The 17,753-nt window shown below is 56.0% G+C and carries 17 protein-coding genes; 11 read left to right on the forward strand and 6 right to left on the reverse strand.

The genetic code is table 11. The features are described from left to right. Positions 1–72: 72 nt before the first annotated feature. Genes guaD through xdhA form a run of 4 tightly spaced genes read right to left on the reverse strand, consistent with a single transcriptional unit; the run spans position 73 to position 6,109 of the window. Positions 73–1,383, reverse strand: a complete 1,311-nt coding sequence (gene guaD / locus QIT27_RS16255) for a guanine deaminase (protein WP_285264409.1) — start codon at positions 1,381–1,383, stop codon at positions 73–75. A 1-nt stretch (position 1,384) separates the two neighbouring features. Continuing rightward, complete coding sequence (gene xdhC / locus QIT27_RS16260) at positions 1,385–2,254, reverse strand: xanthine dehydrogenase accessory protein XdhC (RefSeq protein ID WP_285264410.1); 870 nt, start codon at positions 2,252–2,254, stop codon at positions 1,385–1,387. Further along, positions 2,251–4,674, reverse strand: coding sequence for a xanthine dehydrogenase molybdopterin binding subunit (xdhB, locus tag QIT27_RS16265; RefSeq protein ID WP_285264411.1), 2,424 nt, complete (start codon positions 4,672–4,674; stop codon positions 2,251–2,253). The genes xdhC and xdhB overlap by 4 nt, the downstream gene beginning before the upstream one ends. Beyond that, positions 4,658–6,109, reverse strand: a complete 1,452-nt coding sequence (xdhA, locus tag QIT27_RS16270; RefSeq protein ID WP_285264412.1) for a xanthine dehydrogenase small subunit — start codon at positions 6,107–6,109, stop codon at positions 4,658–4,660. Before xdhA ends, xdhB begins: the two co-directional genes overlap by 17 nt. Positions 6,110–6,311: 202 nt before the next feature. Between xdhA and QIT27_RS16275 the strand changes: the two genes are divergently transcribed. Further along, positions 6,312–6,962 (forward strand): TetR family transcriptional regulator C-terminal domain-containing protein, encoded by a 651-nt coding sequence (locus tag QIT27_RS16275; protein WP_159342018.1) that lies wholly within the window; start codon positions 6,312–6,314, stop codon positions 6,960–6,962. 3 nt (positions 6,963–6,965) lie between these two features. Beyond that, on the forward strand, positions 6,966–9,413 hold the full coding sequence (gene hrpB / locus QIT27_RS16280) for an ATP-dependent helicase HrpB (protein ID WP_285264413.1): 2,448 nt from the start codon (positions 6,966–6,968) through the stop codon (positions 9,411–9,413). Positions 9,414–9,426: 13 nt separating this feature from the next. Here hrpB and QIT27_RS16285 read toward each other — a convergent pair whose 3' ends face one another. After that, positions 9,427–9,657: a hypothetical protein gene (locus QIT27_RS16285; RefSeq protein ID WP_285264414.1), complete on the reverse strand. Its 231-nt coding sequence runs from the start codon at positions 9,655–9,657 to the stop codon at positions 9,427–9,429. Between the two features lie 352 nt (positions 9,658–10,009). Here QIT27_RS16285 and QIT27_RS16290 point away from each other — a divergent pair, with 352 nt between their 5' ends. The 5 genes from QIT27_RS16290 to QIT27_RS16310 all read left to right on the forward strand — a co-directional run bounded on the left by QIT27_RS16290 (position 10,010) and on the right by QIT27_RS16310 (position 14,596). After that, positions 10,010–10,183 carry a DUF2970 domain-containing protein gene (locus QIT27_RS16290; protein ID WP_253016514.1) on the forward strand — a complete coding sequence of 58 codons (174 nt, stop codon included), beginning with the start codon at positions 10,010–10,012 and terminating at the stop codon, positions 10,181–10,183. 125 nt (positions 10,184–10,308) lie between these two features. Then, a complete protein-coding gene (gene coxB / locus QIT27_RS16295; RefSeq protein WP_159342022.1) occupies positions 10,309–11,424 on the forward strand; it encodes a cytochrome c oxidase subunit II in 1,116 nt (371 codons plus the stop codon). Positions 11,425–11,471: 47 nt separating this feature from the next. Beyond that, entirely contained in the window at positions 11,472–13,121 is a 1,650-nt protein-coding gene (gene ctaD / locus QIT27_RS16300) for a cytochrome c oxidase subunit I (protein WP_217352991.1), read from the forward strand. Positions 13,122–13,154: 33 nt separating this feature from the next. Beyond that, entirely contained in the window at positions 13,155–13,739 is a 585-nt protein-coding gene (locus tag QIT27_RS16305; protein ID WP_285264440.1) for a cytochrome c oxidase assembly protein, read from the forward strand. Next, complete coding sequence (locus tag QIT27_RS16310) at positions 13,736–14,596, forward strand: cytochrome c oxidase subunit 3 (RefSeq protein WP_285264415.1); 861 nt, start codon at positions 13,736–13,738, stop codon at positions 14,594–14,596. The genes QIT27_RS16305 and QIT27_RS16310 overlap by 4 nt, the downstream gene beginning before the upstream one ends. A gap of 4 nt (positions 14,597–14,600) precedes the next feature. Here the strand turns inward: QIT27_RS16310 and QIT27_RS16315 are convergent, their stop codons facing one another. Further along, positions 14,601–14,792 (reverse strand): DUF2909 family protein, encoded by a 192-nt coding sequence (locus tag QIT27_RS16315; RefSeq protein ID WP_159342024.1) that lies wholly within the window; start codon positions 14,790–14,792, stop codon positions 14,601–14,603. Between QIT27_RS16315 and QIT27_RS16320 the strand changes: the two genes are divergently transcribed. The 4 genes from QIT27_RS16320 (at position 14,791) to QIT27_RS16335 (ending at position 17,679) form a co-directional block, all read left to right on the forward strand. Further along, positions 14,791–15,498, forward strand: coding sequence for an SURF1 family protein (locus QIT27_RS16320; protein ID WP_285264416.1), 708 nt, complete (start codon positions 14,791–14,793; stop codon positions 15,496–15,498). The two genes, QIT27_RS16315 and QIT27_RS16320, sit on opposite strands and share 2 nt — an antisense overlap. A 1-nt stretch (position 15,499) precedes the next feature. After that, positions 15,500–16,006: a redox-active disulfide-containing membrane protein gene (locus tag QIT27_RS16325; protein ID WP_285264417.1), complete on the forward strand. Its 507-nt coding sequence runs from the start codon at positions 15,500–15,502 to the stop codon at positions 16,004–16,006. Positions 16,007–16,042: 36 nt separating this feature from the next. Next, positions 16,043–17,098, forward strand: coding sequence for a COX15/CtaA family protein (locus tag QIT27_RS16330; protein WP_502875209.1), 1,056 nt, complete (start codon positions 16,043–16,045; stop codon positions 17,096–17,098). Between the two features lie 113 nt (positions 17,099–17,211). Continuing rightward, positions 17,212–17,679 carry a DUF2489 domain-containing protein gene (locus QIT27_RS16335; protein WP_159342028.1) on the forward strand — a complete coding sequence of 156 codons (468 nt, stop codon included), beginning with the start codon at positions 17,212–17,214 and terminating at the stop codon, positions 17,677–17,679. The last annotated feature ends 74 nt before the right edge of the window (positions 17,680–17,753 follow it).

Raw genomic sequence — 17,753 nt, forward strand, 5'->3', positions numbered from 1 at the left:
GTTGTGTGGTCTCTGGAAAACGCGGGAGGGAAACAAAAAAGCCGCTTATCAAACGCGGCTTTTAGATCGGGATCAATCCCGCTGATGTTGGCGAATACCGCCTGCCCAGGTTTCATAGATGGCGCGGTCATCGGCCAGCATCATGAGGGCGAAGAGGCGCTCGCCCAACGTGGTGCAGTGTTGGATACGGCGCTCAAGCAGCGATGTGGCATGGGGATCGATCACGACAAAATCGGCTTCGTAAGACGGGGCGAGCTGCCCAATGTGATGATCCAGCGAGAGCGCTTTAGCGTTACCGTGAGTCAAGCCGTAAAACCCCTGCCAAGCCGTCAGCGGCTGCCCCCGCAATTGGCCAACTTGATAGGCGCTTTTCAGCGTCGCGAATCCCGAAAGATCGGTACCGGCGCCAATATCACTGGCGTAGGTGAAGGACATTCCTGTCTCTTTCGCTGCTTCTCGATCAAAGAGTCCGCTGCCTAGGAAGAGGTTGGAGCTTGGGCAGAATGCAATATTGGCGCCTCGCTCGGCCAGCCGTTGGCGCATACCGTTATCCAGGTGAATTCCATGGGCAAAGGTGCTGCGAGGTCCGACGAGTCCAGCGTCTTCATACACGGAGAGGTAGTCTCGGCTGCCCGGGAAAAGCTCGGCTACCCAGTCGAGTTCTCCGCTATTCTCAGCAAGATGCGTTTGTAGCCATAGAGAAGCGTCATTGCGCAGAAGCGCGCCTGCCGCATCCATTTGGGTCTTTGTCGATGTCGGCGCAAATCGAGGTGTTACGCTGTAGCCTAAGCGTTGTCTGCCGTGCCAGTCTTCGATCAAACGCTCGGTATCGGTAATACCCGTTGCACCATCCATCAATGCGTCGGGGGCATTACGATCCATCAGTACTTTGCCGACAAGCATGCGTAATTGGCGTTTCTGGCAAGCGGTAAAGAATGCATCGACCGACCCTGGGTGGCTAGAGCCGAACACTTGCGCGGTCGTGGTGCCAGCTCTCAGCATTTCGTCTAAAAAGGCGTTGGAGAGAGCTTCTGCATGGGCATGATTGGCAAAGCGACACTCTTCAGGAAACGTATAGTCGTTGAGCCAGTCGAGCAGCTGGCGACCATAGGAGGCCATGATGTCGAGCTGGACATAGTGCACGTGGGTGTCGATAAAGCCAGGCATGATGAGTTTGCCACGATAATTGAGCACCTGACTGTTGGAGGGTAACTGATCGATGATATCCACGTAGTGGCCAACTGCGTGGATATGACCCTCTTTTAGCCACAGAAGACCATCGCCGTAATGCTCGAGGCTGCCAGGTGTCGGAAGATCGTCGTCCCCTGGATCACGGGCAAAGCTCACCAGCTCCGCGCGGATAAACGTATCAGTAGAAGTCATATTAGCTCGAATGTGTCGCTGTATCGTTGAATAGAGAGCGTAAAGCTACGGGGTCGAGTCCGCGGGTTTGCCGATCGATGGGTTGATCGGTTAACCATAACAGTTCGGCCACGACGGTCATGGCAATTGCATAGGGCGTTTTATTGCTGAGTTTGGTGCCGTGAACGGCGCCAATGGGGCAGCGGACACGCTGAATCTCATCCGGTGGAAAGCCATCACGCATCAAGCGACCTTGAAAGCTCGCCCATTTACTGTCCGAACCGATCAGTCCAATCGTGGCGAGGTCCGGGCGTTTCAGCAGTGCTGAAATGAGCGCGTAGTCTTCGTCATGGCTGTGAGTCATGACGAGGGTATGGCCACCGGTAGGGAGGGCGTCCATGACGGAGGTCACACTCGCCAACGTGTGACAGTTAAGACGTGGCTGTTGGGCATCTTGCTTGGTAAAACGGTCGGGGCGACTGTCATACCAATCGATTTGCCAGGGAAGTGGCGCGCTCAATTTGACGATTTCTCGACCTACATGGCCCGCACCAAATAGCACAATCTGCTGGGGGGCGCCTGGAAAGACCTCAAGCAGCACATTGACAAAGCCACCGCAGCACTGACCGCTGCGTCCGCCTAGTGAAAATGCCTCAAGATGAAAGCCGGCTTCCCCTTGCTGTAATAAGGTCCGAGCGGCGCTAATGGTTTGCCACTCGAACGTACCGCCTCCCAGCGTGTCGATAATGGCGTCATCGGTAATGACCATGCGAGCCCCCGGCTCGCGGGGCGTCGAACCTGCGCTGGTCACTTGTGTTGCAAGGACATGTGGCGTACCGCTTTGCTGTAAACGGTGCAGAGCAGCGTGCCACGTTTCATGCGTTGGCGTCATAGTGTTTTTTTCCTGATGGCATTGGCTGCCATCATGACTCTTTCTGGTGTGGCGGGCGTATCCAAGTGGGGGGAAAGGCGATAATCCGTCAGGCTCGACAGCGCGTCTCTTAACGCCGACCACACACAAATACCTAGCATGAAGGGGGGTTCGCCCACGGCTTTCGAACGGTATAGGCTTGCCATGGAATTGGGGTGTCCCTCTAAGAGGGAAACGTTGAATACACGAGGCAAGTCACCGTAGGTGGGGATTTTATAGGTAGCCGGTCCATCGCTAATCAGCACGCCTTTATCGTTCCATTTGAGCTCTTCACTGGTCAACCAGCCCATCCCCTGAATGAAGCCCCCCTCGACTTGACCGATATCGATCGCTGGATTGAGCGAATTGCCTACGTCATGCAAGACATCGACTCGGTCGACCAAGTACTCTCCACTGAGTGTGTCCACGCTGACTTCGGCCACCGCGGCGCCGAATGCATAATAGTAGAAGGGGCGGCCTTGGCCCGTCGCTCGGTTATAGTGAATCAACGGCGTCGCATAGAACCCTTTTTCCGAAAGTGATACGCGGTTTAAGTATGCCGTTTGGATGAGTTCGCCCCACGGTATGCGACGCTCGCTCTCTCCGATGCCTGCGACCAGCATGCCGTTTTCCAGTCGCATGCCTTCACGATCCATTCCACCTTCGAAATGTTGGGCAGCAAAGTCGAACAGCCGCTCTCGCAGCTTGCTGGCAGCATCTCGGGCAGCCATACCGTTGAGGTCCGCGCCGCTGGAGGCCGCTGTAGGAGAGGTGTTGGGGACTTTATCGGTACGTGTTGCGCTGATTCGCACGCTGTCCAAGTCGAGGCCCAATTCTCGGGCCACCACTTGGCAAATTTTGGTATGCAGCCCCTGGCCCATTTCAGTGCCGCCATGATTGATCATGATGCTGCCGTCGGTGTAAACGTGCAGCAGCGCCCCTGCTTGGTTGAGATGCTGAGCGGTGAATGAAATGCCAAATTTTACGGGGGTGAGCGCAAGTCCTTTTTTGATGATGGGGCTCGATGCATTGAAGTCGCGTAACTGTTGGCGCCGAGTCCAGTAATCGCTGCTGGTTTCCAGTGTGTTCACGAGGGTATGCAGCAGCTGTTTTTGATCGACTTGCTGCCCGTAATGCGTCGTATCACGACCATCGCGATAGAAATTGCGTTTACGAATGGTCAGCGGGTCTTCGCCTACTTGGCGGGCAATGTCATCCATCGCCGCCTCAATGATCATCATACCCTGAGGGCCGCCAAAACCACGGAAGGCGGTATTGGACGCCGTGTGGGTTTTGGCACGGTGGCCGGTAACCCGGGCCTCGCCCAGCGAGTAGGCGTTGTCGGCGTGGAACATGGCGCGATCCACGATGGCATCCGAGAGGTCGGGTGAGTAGCCACAGTCGCCAATCACCGTAATATCGCCTCCCTGAATGACGCCACGTGCATCGATCGCCAGCTGATAACGATTATGAAATGGGTGGCGTTTGCCCGTGATGCGCATGTCGTCACTTCGCGGTAGACGAAGCCGTGTCGCCCTACCAGTGCGGCGCGCAATGATGGCAGCGATACATGCCCAGGGCGAGGCTTGGGTCTCTTTTCCCCCAAAACCGCCGCCCATACGGCGCACTTCCACTGTTACAGCATGAAACGGAACACCAAGCACTTCCGCGACCAGTTTTTGCGTCTCGCTTGGGTGCTGATTGGAGGTGTAGACCATGACGCCGTCATCTTCCGTGGGCACCACGACGCACGCCTGGCCCTCGAGATAGAAGTGCTCCTGTCCTCCGATGAACAGTTCGCCTTCAATCAACTGCTCGGCATGTTGCAGGGTGGCTGCCCAGTCTCCACGGGCTTGCACATGGGTAGGGCGGACTACGTCTTGACGCTCGGCGGCGGCCACGGGATCCAAGCTGGCAGGCTGCTCATCGATTTGCAAAGAGGCCAACTTGACCGCTTGACGAGCGGCCTGAAGGGACGTGGCTGCCACGGCAAAGAGGCACTGTCCGGCGTAGCTGATCTCATGGTCAACGAAAATCGGATCACCGGGAAACACGGGGCCGATGTCAGTATGGCCAGGCACATCATGGAAGGTAATGACATCGACCACACCTGGCGCGCTGCGCACCGCGTCCAACCCTATCGACGTTAGCGTCCCATGGGCAACGGGCGATAGCCCTAGCGCTATGTGCAGTGCATCCTGGGGCGTTTTGAGGTCATCAATGTAGGTCGCTTTACCGGTGACGTGTTTCTCGGCGCTTTCGTGGAAGCTGGAAGTGCCGGCTTGGCGCTGCCCGTGGCTGTCAACCGTATGGCGAGCCAGTGGCCCGGCCCCTTGAATGTGATCGTTCAATTCGCGGCGAGCGCGGCGGCTATCGCCATCAAGCTTAGTGAGCGTACGCATGGAGCATGACCTCCTGTGTCGGTGCTGAAAGCGAAAGGTAGAGACGTTCCATGAGGTTGGCAGCGGCCTGCTGGCGATAGCGCTGGCTGCCACGGACATCGCTCATTGGTTGGAAGTCGCTCCCCAACGCCTGCTGCGCAGCTTGAAAACTTTCCTGCGATAGCGCTCTGTTCGTCAACGCCGCTTCTGCATGCAGGGCACGTTGAGGAACCGCGGCCATGCCACCAAAGGCGATCCGCACGTCGCTCAAAACGCCACCCTGTAAGCGATAATGGAAAGCACCTAGCACGGCGGAAATATCGTCCTCACGTCGTTTGGAGAGTTTCCACACTTTTAGCTCGGCATCCTCTGCTAGCCGCGGGATGAAAATACGGCTGATGACCTCATCGGCGGCGAGCGCTGTCTTTTTATACGCTAAGAAGAACTCACTAAGAGGCAGCACGCGGCAGCCATCTCGATGCATCAGCTCCAACGACGCGCCCAGGGCCAACAGCACTGGCGGCGTATCTCCAATGGGCGAAGCGTTGGCGATGTTACCGCCTAAGGTGCCTCGATTGCGCACTTGCTGCGAGCCCAGCCGGTGAAGCAGGTGGGCAAACGCTGGATAGTGCGCTTCAAACAGCGGCTCTAGCTGGGAGTAAGTGACGCCTGCGCCGATCCACCAGCCGGACTTACCATTCAGAGCGGCCTCTTCGATATGGCGCAGCGATTCGACGTGGGTGACGTCGATCAATTGATTCAATGTGGCCAGCCGCTGAGTGTTTTCAAGCCACAGGTCGGTAGCGCCAGCCACCAAGCGGGCCGATGGGTAGCGGCGGCGAAGCGCCGTGAGCTCTTCCAACGTGGCGGGTTGGGCAAAAAGCGCGACGTCGTCGTCTGGTGTATTAGACGGACTCAGCGCCACGGCCGCTGGTTGGCTGGCGTCGAACCACTGCGGCGTTTGCCATGGATGAGACGACATGCTCAGGGCGGCATCCCGAATGGGGCGGTATCCGGTACAGCGGCAGAGGTTGCCACCCAGCGCTGCCTCCAGCCGTTCCGGCGTCAAGGGCGCCGGGCGTTTCTGCTGTTGGGTATGTAGTGTAAATAGCGACATGACGATACCCGGCGTACAGAAACCGCATTGGCTTCCGTGGCACTCGACCATTGCCCGCTGCGCAGGATGAAGCTCTCCGTTCGCTGATAGACCCTCTACGGTGAGTAGATGCTGGCCATGCAATTGATGGGCAGGGGTAATGCAGGCGTTAAGGCTCAGAAAATCCGAGTCGGCCGGGCTTTTAATCGCGACGGTGCACGCGCCGCAATCCCCCGAAGCACAGCCCTCTTTCGTGCCGGTCATGCCCAAATGATCGCGTAACAGCGTTAGAATACTGGTATCCGGGGACACCTGACACTGGGTCGGGGTGCCATTGAGCAGAAACTCAATTGTTGCCATGCCAAACTCCGTTATGATTGTTCTGACCGATTGGTCAATAATGTTGAGCTTGGGACAAAACGGCACCTCTTGCAAGAGTTTGTTAAATGAATGTGTCATGCACTTTTAGTGTGCATTTCGCTACAAAACGCACTGTGATGCGGCACGTTAACGAGACAACGATGACAAGTTCGCCTGAGAGCGATCACAAGGAGCTTACTGAATGACGGTGGATACCGCGAACCCAGAAAACGCCAGCAGAGAACGCATCGAACAGACCATATTGAGCGCTGCAGAGCAGGTGTTTTCACAGCACGGTTATCGGGGGGCCAGTCTTCAAGCCATTGCCGATCAAGCCCAGTTGCCCAAGGCCAACATTCTCTACTACATGGGTAGCAAGCAGGCGCTTTACGTCCGTCTACTGAACCGAATGATGAAGCGCTGGAACGCGGTACTCGAAGATATTCATGAAGAGAGTGATCCCGCTCAAGTACTGAGCGATTTCATTCGCACCAAAATGGAGCTTGGGCAGCGCTATCCGGAAGGGTCCAAGCTCTTTGCTGCGGAAATTTTAGCGGGCGCTCCCTTTTTAAAAGAGTATCTATCAGGAGAGCTCAAAGCATGGGTGGCGTCTCGTGCGGCGATCATACGTGAGTGGTCGCGACAGGGAAAAATGGACGATGTGGACCCACGGTGGTTGATATTTCTGATCTGGTCAGCCACCCAGCACTACACGGAATATAGCGCCCAGGTGTCCGGCATCCTCGGGAAAGCGTCGCTAAGCGAAGCGGATTTGGCGTCCGTTTGCCAGTTTCTGGAACACGTCATTCTCAAAGGCTGCGGTATTGCAACCTCCGGCCATCTCACGCGCTGATTTATGAGTACATCGCTTCCTATCGATCAGCATTTAACGGCACTCGAGTGCGCATTGGCGGATCAGACGCGCTTGATTCTCGTGGCGCAGCCAGGGGCTGGTAAAACCACCCGCGTACCGCTAAGGCTTCTTGAGAGTGACTGGGCCAAGGGGCAGAGGCTGCTGTTACTCGAGCCGCGGCGAGTCGCCGCCAAGCTTGCTGCCACTTTCATGGCCGACCAGCTCAATGAGCGCGTGGGCGAAACCGTTGGGTATCGAATGCGGGGCGATAGTCAGATCGGACCCCATACGCGGCTGGAAGTGGTCACGCAGGGGGTGCTGACACGCATGCTGCAAGAGGATCCGCTGTTAGAAGGCGTGGCAGGCATCATTTTTGACGAATTCCATGAGCGCAGCATCGAGGCAGATCTAGGATTGGCATTGGCACTCGATGTGCAAGAGAGCGTGCGCGATGATCTTCGACTGCTGGTTATGTCTGCCACGTTGGACGTGACAGCGCTGACGCGGGTGTTGGGAAGTGAAACGCCCGTCATTGAAAGTCAGGGGCGGGCATTTCCCGTCGAGACTCACTACCGCCCACTGGCAACGAGCGAGTCGCTCACTGCCGCCGCGTTGAGAGTGATTCACGAAGCTCTGTCACGTCCCGTTAGTCAAGACATACTGGTCATATTGCCTGGCGTGGCGGAGATCTCTCAGCTCGTTGCTGCCGTGGATGGGAGCGCTTTGGATGTTGAGGCTCTACCGCTGCATGGCAGGTTGCCCTTGGATGCGCAGCAGGCTGCTATGAGGCCTCATGGTGCGCGCCAGCGAGTGATCTTTTCAACGGCCATTGCCGAATCCAGTGTCACCATCGATGGCGTGAACTGTGTCATCGATGCAGGGTTAGAACGCGTGCCGCTTTTCAATTCCCGGACGGGATTGACCAAGCTGACGACACGGCGTGTGAACAAAGCGAGCGCCGATCAACGTCGTGGACGCGCCGGTCGGCAACAGCCGGGGACGTGTTACCGGCTCTGGGCGGCTGAGCAGCCTCTGGTGGGGTACGCTGAGCCTGAAATACTGCAAGCCGACCTATCCAAATTGGCGTTAGAGCTGGCGCTGTGGGGCGTACGTGAGCCAGACGAGCTGTCCTGGGTCACGTCACCTCCTGAAGGCGCATGGCGAACGGCTCAAGATCTCTTAAAACGGCTCTGCTTACGAGTGCCCAACGGTGGATTGACGCCGCTTGGTAAACAGAGTGCTGCACTTGCCCTGACACCGCGTTTAGCCGCCATGCTGCTGGGGGCGCGAACGCTGCAGGCAACGCCCTTGGCGTGCGCGTTGGCCGCGTTATTAGAGGGGAGGGAGCGGATTCAAGGTTCACTGCGTGATGCGCTGGTTCAGCGGCTTCGTCAGCCTTCGGCCTTTCCACAGTGGCATCGGGAGGCGACCCGTTTGTCTCGGCTCATGGAAACTAAACTTCCATTGGAGATCGATCTGGAGCCGCTCGGCGCGTTACTTTGTCTGGCATACCCTGATCGCATTGCGCAACGTATGTCGCCTGGTCGTTTCAAGCTGGCGAACGGCAAAACGGCCACGCTGCCCGGAAATCATTCACTTGCACAGCAGGCTTGGCTCGTGGCGGTGGCGCTAGAGAGTGCGACCAGTGACGCCCGAATGTATTTGGCAGAGCCCATTACGCTTGCCACGCTAGAGAGCCTTTACCCTGATACGCAGCAGTGGGAAGAGCGAATACGCTGGTCGGAAGAGCAGGGCAGGCTGGTGGGAGATGCCGTTCAGCGGCATGGCGAACTCATCTTGGCTTCCCGGCCGTTACAGCAGTTGTCAGCTGAGGCGATGGAGCAGGCGCTTTTGACCGCGCTGAGACAGCGTCCTCACCTAGTGATGACCGACAACGTTCGCCAATGTCAGGGGCGTATGGCACTGCTCTCACGGATATGGCCCGAGCAGTGGCCCGATTGGTCCGAGACTGTCTTGCTGGACAAATTAGACATCTGGCTAGCGCCCTATGTCGTTGGGCTGACGCGCCTGGCTCAGGTCGAAAAGTTGCCATTTCATACCTGTTTATTGAACACGCTGGCGTGGGAGCAACAGCAGCAGATGGAGCGCTTGGTGCCGACGGCGCTAACCGCGCCAAGCGGCAATGCCATCAGCCTCGATTACGCGCCGTGTCGTATAGAGGCGCAGTCGCCAGTACTCGCTTTGAAGCTTCAGGAGGCTTTTGGTTGGCAGGACACGCCCACCGTCGTCGATGGGTGTGTGCCGATCACGCTTCACTTGTTGTCCCCGGCGAGGCGCCCGCTCCAAGTGACCCAAGATTTGCAGAGCTTTTGGGTCAATGGCTACCCCGAAGTACGCAAAGAGATGCGAGGGCGGTATCCAAAGCACCCTTGGCCCGAAGATCCCTTATCCGCTCAAGCCACGGCACTTACCAAGCGACGCAAAGGATAAGCCGTTACTAGCATCAGTCGTTATCTTCATCGTTTCGCGGTGTGTCAGGGAGCTCACCCGGTTTACGATAGCGAACGCCGTCAGCACGAGGCTCTTCGTACTGGCGGTTCTCATCCTCGGCCACAACACCCAAGACGGTTTCTTGAGAACCATCCGGCCACGTATAGGTAGTGCAGCCAGCGAGCGATAGAAGAGGAAATAGGGCAACACATAGGGGCAACGCGATTCCACGATGCTTGGGCATAAACGACTCCATTGACAACCCATTGCAGAATTAGCAAATGTCGGCTTAGTGTGAATTGGCCGACGATAGGCCGCAAGCTTAATTACGCTGCGGGCGTACTGATAAAAGATGGCGTAGGGTGTTAATAAAAAGCAGTCTACAGTGGTGTTTTTCCATCGTGGTCCTGTACAGCATTTTTCGCTCGCGTACTCAGACGGGTTGCCTGCGTCAATGGCCTTATATGCCTATGTCTCCCTCGGCACTGCTTTTCTCACAGCATGATTCATGAAATTGCCTATCCTCAATGAGAGCCAGGTGCTCTACGACGGTTGCCCAATCGAGCATTAACCCACTCAACCGTGAGGAAAGCGCTATGTGGTCAGTGATCAAGTCAGTACTGGCAGCGCTCATAGGCGTCCAGAATGATCGTCAGCGGCAGCAGGATTTTTCTAGTGGCAAGCCTGCAATCTTCATCATAACGGCGGTCGCCGTCACGATTGTGTTCGTGCTAATGCTGCTTGGTGTGGCGATCTTTGCAGCAGGTTGAACCGTTGAGAAACATCACGCTTGTCGAGCGTGACGAATGCCATATGTTTTCTATACTCAAATGACATCACTTAATCCTGACCTAATAAAAGGGTTGGCGAGAACAACAATAACAAGGAGGCGGCTATGCACCTACCGTGGCGATGGCTTCTCACCATGTCCAGTGTCGCAAGTATCTCCCAAGTGCAAGCCAGTAGCTGGAATATGCCGGTCGGCGTAACGGATGTCAGCCGCGATATTTTTGGCCTTCACATGACCATTTTCTGGGTATGTGTGGTGATTGGCGTCGTCGTCTTCGGTGTCATGTTTTACTCCTTGTTCCGCTATCGTCACTCCAAGGGAGCCAAGGCTGCCCGCTTTCATGAACACACCTCCGTGGAGGTGCTCTGGACGGCCATTCCGATCCTGATACTGGTCGGCATGGCGGTGCCCGCAACGGCCACACTCAAAAACATGTATGACGCTTCTGAAGCTGACCTGGATATCATGATTACCGGTCAGCAGTGGCGCTGGCGCTACGAATACCTGGGTGAGGATGTTGCGTTCACTTCCAACCTAAGTACCAGCCGCGAACAGATCCGTGGCGAAGAAGAGAGAAGCGAGCATTATCTACTCGATGTGGATGAGCCTCTCGTGTTGCCCATCAATCGCAAAGTGCGCTTTTTGATGACGTCCGATGACGTCATCCACTCTTGGTGGGTGCCCGAGCTGGCCGTCAAACAAGACACGATCCCTGGGTTCATTAACGAAAACTGGGTTCAGATCAACGAGCCCGGCATATATCGCGGGCAGTGTGCCGAACTATGCGGGGTCAATCATGGCTTCATGCCCATCGTGGTGCATGCCATGGAGGAAGCAGAGTTTGAGACGTGGCTTGAGGAGCGTAAAGCTGCTGCCGAGCAGGAAGCGATGGGGGTCGATCGTGAATGGGCGATGGAAGAACTTATGGCTCGTGGCGAAACCGTCTATCAATCCATCTGCTCCTCTTGCCATCAAAGTGAAGGGCAGGGGGCTCCCCCCGCGTTCCCTGCGCTTGCAGGCAACGAACAGTTGATCAATGACTTGGATTGGCATTTAGGCCGTGTCATCAACGGCGTGTCGGGCGCGGCCATGCCAGCCTTCCGTAGTACGCTGAATCCGGTAGAGATAGCTGCGGTGGTGACATACACGAGAAATGCCTGGGGAAATGATACGGGGGATATCGTTCAGCCAGCGGCAGTGGCCGAACGTATCGCGCAATAAGCGTTAAACAACGTCTTCTAATAATACGATAAAGTGCGGAGAGACTTATGGCGCCCAAACTACCTCCACAACACCCGCTGCAGCACAGTTCGACGGCCGTTGCGGGCAGCCAGTCTCAGGAGGGGCACGCTCACCACGCCCCACCTAAAGGCATCTTGCGATGGTTGCTGACCACCAATCATAAAGAGATTGGGTCCCTGTATTTGATTTTCTCACTGACGATGTTTTTTGTCGGTGGGATCTTTGCGCTGGTGGTGAGAGCGGAGCTATTCCAACCCGGTTTACAGCTGGTCGAGCCTGAGTTCTTTAATCAAATGACCACGATGCACGGCTTAATTATGGTCTTTGCAGCCGTGATGCCCGCTTTTACGGGGCTCGCCAACTGGATGATTCCCCTACAAATTGGCGCGCCAGACATGGCGTTACCGCGACTCAACAACTTCAGTTTTTGGCTTTTACCCGTTGCCTTTGCTCTACTGCTTTCTACCTTACTGATGCCAGGCGGCGGCCCTAATTTCGGCTGGACCTTCTACGCGCCTTTATCGACGACCTATGCGCCGGCTTCCACGACGTTTTTTATCCTGGCGCTGCATATCGCGGGGATTAGTTCGATTTTAGGTGCCATCAACATCATCGCGACCATTCTCAACATGCGAGCTCCTGGTATGCGGATGATGGACATGCCGCTGTTCGTCTGGACATGGCTCATCACGGCCTTTCTGTTGATCGCCGTCATGCCGGTATTGGCGGGGGTCATCACCATGATGTTGATGGATATCAACTTCGGTACCAGCTTCTTCGATGCTGCGGGTGGGGGAGATCCCGTGCTGTTCCAGCATCTGTTCTGGTTCTTTGGGCACCCGGAAGTTTACATCATGATACTGCCAGCGTTTGGGATCGTGTCAGCCATCATTCCAACGTTTGCGCGTAAACCGCTGTTTGGCTACGCCTCGATGGTATATGCCACTGCGGCCATCGCACTGCTTTCGTTTTTGGTTTGGGCCCACCATATGTTCATCGTCGGTCTACCGCTGACCGCCGAGCTGTTCTTCATGTACTCCACCATGCTGATCGCAGTGCCCACGGGGGTCAAGGTGTTCAACTGGGTGACCACGCTGTTTCGGGGGTCAATCAGTTTTGAACCACCCATGCTGTTTGCGCTGGCGTTCGTCGTGCTATTCACCATAGGCGGCTTTTCAGGGCTGATGCTGGCGATTGCCCCTGCCGATTTCCAGTACCACGACACCTATTTCGTAGTGGCACATTTCCACTACGTACTCGTGCCTGGCGCTATTTTCGCCATCATGGCAGGCGTGTACTACTGGTTACCCAAGTGGACGGGGCACTACCCCAACGAACGTCTAGCGCAGTGCCATTTCTGGTGCTCCATCATTGGCGTCAACCTGACTTTTTTCCCGATGCACTTCGCCGGGTTGGCAGGTATGCCAAGGCGTATTCCCGATTATGCGCTGCAGTTTGCCGACTTCAATCTGCTATCCAGCATTGGGGCGTTTTTCTTTGGTGCCTCACAGCTCCTTTTTGTACTTGTGGTCGTGCTCTGCGTGCGAGGCGGGCAGAAAGCCCCTGCGAAAGCTTGGGAAGGCGCCGTAGATTTAGAGTGGAGCGTGCCCAGCCCGGCGCCGTTGCATACGTTTGACACGCCTCCCGTCTTTCATCGTGCCCAAACTCATGACTAAGCAGTGAGTGTCGGCCTAGGTGGAGGTATGAGCATGGCTATCGAGGGGTATCAAGAAGCGGGAGTGAGAAAAACGGTCGTGCGAAGCGTGGCGGCCCTGGTGGGGATGTTTGCCTTTGCATTCGCCTTGGTGCCCCTCTACGACGTGTTTTGCAAGGTGACCGGGTTGAACGGCAAAGTCGATACTACTGCCCAGGCCATCGTACATGAGGAGGTCGATCAGTCGCGCTTCGTCACGATGCAGTTCATTACTCGTGGCAGTGCCGGTTTACCCTGGCAAATGAGCGTCGAAACGCGGCAAATGCGCGTTCATCCAGGGCAAACGGCAGAGGTGGATTTCACGTTCACCAACAACAGTGCCGTCGAGAGTTGGGGGCGAGCCGTGCCCAGCGTGTCTCCCTCCAGTGCCACGACACATTTACGCAAGGTCAGCTGTTTTTGCTTTCAAGAGCAGCAACTGCAGGGAGACGAACGGCTCACCATTCCGCTCGTTTTTCAGTTGGCCAGAGACCTGCCTGAAGAGATCAACACCATCACCTTGGTATACACCCTATACCCAGTACAGCGCATAGCGCTCCAGACGGACCAAAACAATAACTCGGCGGGGGATAACATATGAGCAGCGGCAGCTACTACGTTCCTGCTACCAGTCGGTGGCCCATTTTAGGTTCACTTGCGCTTGGCGCCATGATGGTGGGTATCGGTATTCAGTTGGTGCACGATACCGGAGCGCCACTGATGGTCATTGGTGTTCTGGGGGTAGTGAGTGTGATGGGTCTGTGGTTTCGCGATGTCATTCATGAATCCATGGGAGGCCTCTATGATGCTCAGATGGACCGGTCATTTCGCTGGGGGATGGGCTGGTTCATTTTTTCCGAGGTGATGTTTTTCGCCGCCTTTTTTGGTGCCTTGTTCTATATCAGAACCTTCACGTTGCCATGGCTCGGTGGTGAGGGGGCCAAAGGTGTATCAGCGCTGCTTTGGCCAGATTTCGTGCCGCAGTGGCCGCTGCTCAATCCGCCCGATGCGTCGGTATCAGGGCCGACCAGCGTGCTTAGCCCTTGGCAACTGCCTCTGGTCAATACGCTCATACTCGTGACGTCCAGTATCACGCTGACCGTCGCACACGAGGCTCTTAAACTAGGCTATCGGCAAACCTGTCGCAACTGGCTGGCGGGTACGGTGCTGTTGGGTATCTGCTTTATCGTCATTCAAGGTGTCGAGTATTACGAGGCTTATCACCACTATGGCATCACCTTGGAGGCGGGGATTTTCGGCGCTACCTTTTTCATACTCACGGGTTTCCATGGCCTTCATGTGATCATTGGCACTCTGATCTTGGCAAGCATGCTCGTGAGGATCGTCAAAGGCCACTTTGCTAACGATCACCATTTTGGCTTTGAAGCGGCCTGTTGGTACTGGCACTTCGTGGACGTGGTCTGGGTGGGGCTCTTTATTTTCGTCTATGTGTTCTAGGAGGCTATCCAAGCTCGCCTGATAAAAAGCCAATGAGAAGCAGTGCCACCAGCAGGCAAGCGAGAGCAATACGCCATTTCAGTGATATGAGCAGGCGCCTGGAAGTGCTGTCATCACGAAGCAAAAAGCCTGCGCCTGCAGCAAGGCTGGCCACCATTCCGATAAATACCACGGCGATGAGTAGTTTTAACCACATGATCAAGCCCTCTCGTTATCCAGTCAGACTTTATGCTTGGTATTTGTTCTGGGGTGTGGTGGTCACGCTCGGTCTCGTCTTAGGACTATGGCAGTGGGAGCGGGCGGATGACAAGCGCGAATTATTGGCCAGCAGAGCGGCTGCTCCTGTGATGATCGAGCCCACCGATACACCCGTCGAAGGCGCACAGGTACATTTACGTGGCAGATATCTGTCGGAGCATACGCTCTATTTAGACAATCGAATGACGGGAGGTCGGTTGGGCGTTGCGGTGCTTACACCGCTCAGAGATAGGTACGGGCAGCTATGGTTGGTTCAGCGAGGGTTTTTAGAAACGGGGCCCAGCCGAGAGGCACCCTCTACATCGACGCCTGTCGGCATGATCGACGTCTCTGGGGAGTGGCAGAATGCACAAGTGCAAGGCCCCCTTTATGGCGCTAATCGAGAGGGCGTCAGGCTTCAACAGCTTAGCCTTATGCCATGGGAGTCGACGCTAGGCGCATTCAGTCATCAAGGGTGGCTGCATGCAGAGGAGGGAGCCGGTACGCTGACACCTTGGTGGGAGCCAAGTGTGATGCCGCCCAGCCGTCATCTTGGCTATGCCGTGCAGTGGTGGGCGTTGGCCTTAACGGCTTTCATGATCATGCTGTTGGGTGGACACCGTTTGGTCGCCGACAATCGCGAACGCTATCTAGGAGGACGTTAATATGCCACCCCATCGTCCCGTACGCTATCCAAGAACCAAGCTGCTGCTACTGTTCGTGATTTTTGCTGCTCCCATTGTCACCGCTTGGGGGATGGTGACTTGGCATGTGGGCATTCCTCAAGCGAACACCGCCCATGGCCAAGTCACGCTAGACGTTCCTTCTTTACATGAATGGCCATTGACGTTGCCGGCGCCTGCCTCTGAGCGGTGGACGCTGGTATTCGATTGCGGCGCGCACTGTGAACAAAAGCAGGACGAGCTTTGGCGTTTACACCGCGCCTTGGGGCGGGAGGCACCACGCCTGCAGCGATTGAGAATCGGTGGGGAAGCCACTGCATTGCCGGGCGAAACGGTGACCAGTTGGCAACGTTCCCCTGCGTGGGGTGACGCCAGCAGCGTGTGGTTGTTCGACCCGATGGGTAGGCCCGCCCTTGCTTTTGACGACGCAACGGCTGCCGCCGACATCCTCGATGACATACGTCATTTGTTTAAAGTCAATCCACTATAGCCCGTGCCCGGCTACTCTTAGCCGTAAGGAACTATGATGCATAGCGACCCACAGCGCCGTCTTCGCTGGCTTGTATGGTTGACGTTGTCAGGTACGTTACTCACTGCCTGCGTGATATTGGTAGGTGCGTGGACGAGGTTGGTAGATGCGGGGTTAGGCTGTCCGGACTGGCCAGGTTGCTATGGAAAGCTCATCGTCCCCGATAGTGAACATGCGGCGCTCCAGCATCCTGATGCCCCGTTAGAACCTTTCAAAGCGTGGGTAGAAATGGCGCACCGCTACGTGGCGAGCTTTCTAGGCGTCATCGTGCTCAGCGTGGTGGCATTGGGTTGGCCACTGCGAACGCGTAAGGGGTATCCGTGGCGTCTCAGCCTGTCACTATTGCTCGTCATTCTCGTGCAAGGCGCGTTTGGTGCCTTTACCGTTACCCTCAAGCTGTGGCCGCAGGTGGTCACGCTTCACCTGCTGGGTGGACTCAGCGTTTTAATGGTGTTTTTCTGGTTGCATCTTCGGTTGCGCAGTATTCGGCAAGGAAGCGTTTCCTCGGGCGCTGCAGGCAACGTGCTCTGGTACGCTGCTGGCGGGGTACTAGTGCTTCAACTCGCGCTAGGCGGCTGGGTGACCAGTAACTACGCCGGTATTGCTTGCCAAGGATTTCCAACTTGTAACACGCAATGGTGGCCCAGTATGGATCTCAGTGAAGGGTTCCACCTAACACAAACCGTTGGTCCCAATTATCTTCATGGTCAATTGCATGCCGATGCCCGCACGGCGATTCACATGGTGCATCGGCTGGGGGCGCTTTTGTTGGGTATGACGCTACTGCTGCTCTGGTGGCGTTACCGGCACATCAAACAAGTCGCGAACGCACTGGTGGGGGTGCTGTGTGCCTATACGCTCCAAGTGGGACTAGGTGTCGCTAACGTGCTGTTGTGGCTGCCGCTTTGGCTAGCGTTACTCCATACCGCTGGCGCTATAGCACTCGTGTTGAGTCTTGGATGGGCTTGGTGGTGTTGGTGCTATCGTGTCAGTGTGCGGGAGATGGCGTACTCTATGCCACAGAGAGACGAGTTGGCTTCTCGTTACAGCTAAGCGTGGGTTTGGAGGCTTTAGAGGGGAGTGACAGTGAATGGTGTTGGTCTAACTCCGCTAATTAGGTGTACAATTCTCGTTAAGCTATTTATTTCCCAGTCAGTAGGGGCTTTATGAGTTCAACGGTTGCACTTTTACTGCTCGTCGTCGCCGTTTTGATCATTATCGGTTTGGGTGGCTATGCCTACAAGCTTCGTAATGAGGTGAAGCGCCGCGAGGCATTTCGTTTGGACGAAGAGCGTCGTGCCCAACAGAATAGCTTGGAAAATCTCGATTACGTCGTCAGTGCCCTCGTCCAAGAGCAGGTCGATATCACCGAGGGTTCTTGGCGCTGTAAAGTGTTACTCGAGATCATCGACCCAAGCCTTGCTGAGCGTCCTGAATTCCAAGCGTTTGCGGACGTCTATCATCGTACGCGTCACTTGAAGACTCACTCAGCACGTAAGCAGTTGACCCCTAGGGAAAGAATGAAAGAAGACAAGGAGCGGCTCGCCGTCGAAGACGAGATGCGCCCTGCGGTGCTTGCGGCTGCGGCGGCAGTGATTAAATGGCGCGCTAAAGGCCCCTCCGCTCTGCATTGAAATTTTTTTAATGCCAACGATGTCAGCTTTGCTATGCTGGTAGGGTCGGTATTGGCAAGAAGTTGATATCTCGG

It is taken from the genome of Halomonas sp. LC1, assembly GCF_030247125.1.
Taxonomy (GTDB): domain Bacteria; phylum Pseudomonadota; class Gammaproteobacteria; order Pseudomonadales; family Halomonadaceae; genus Vreelandella.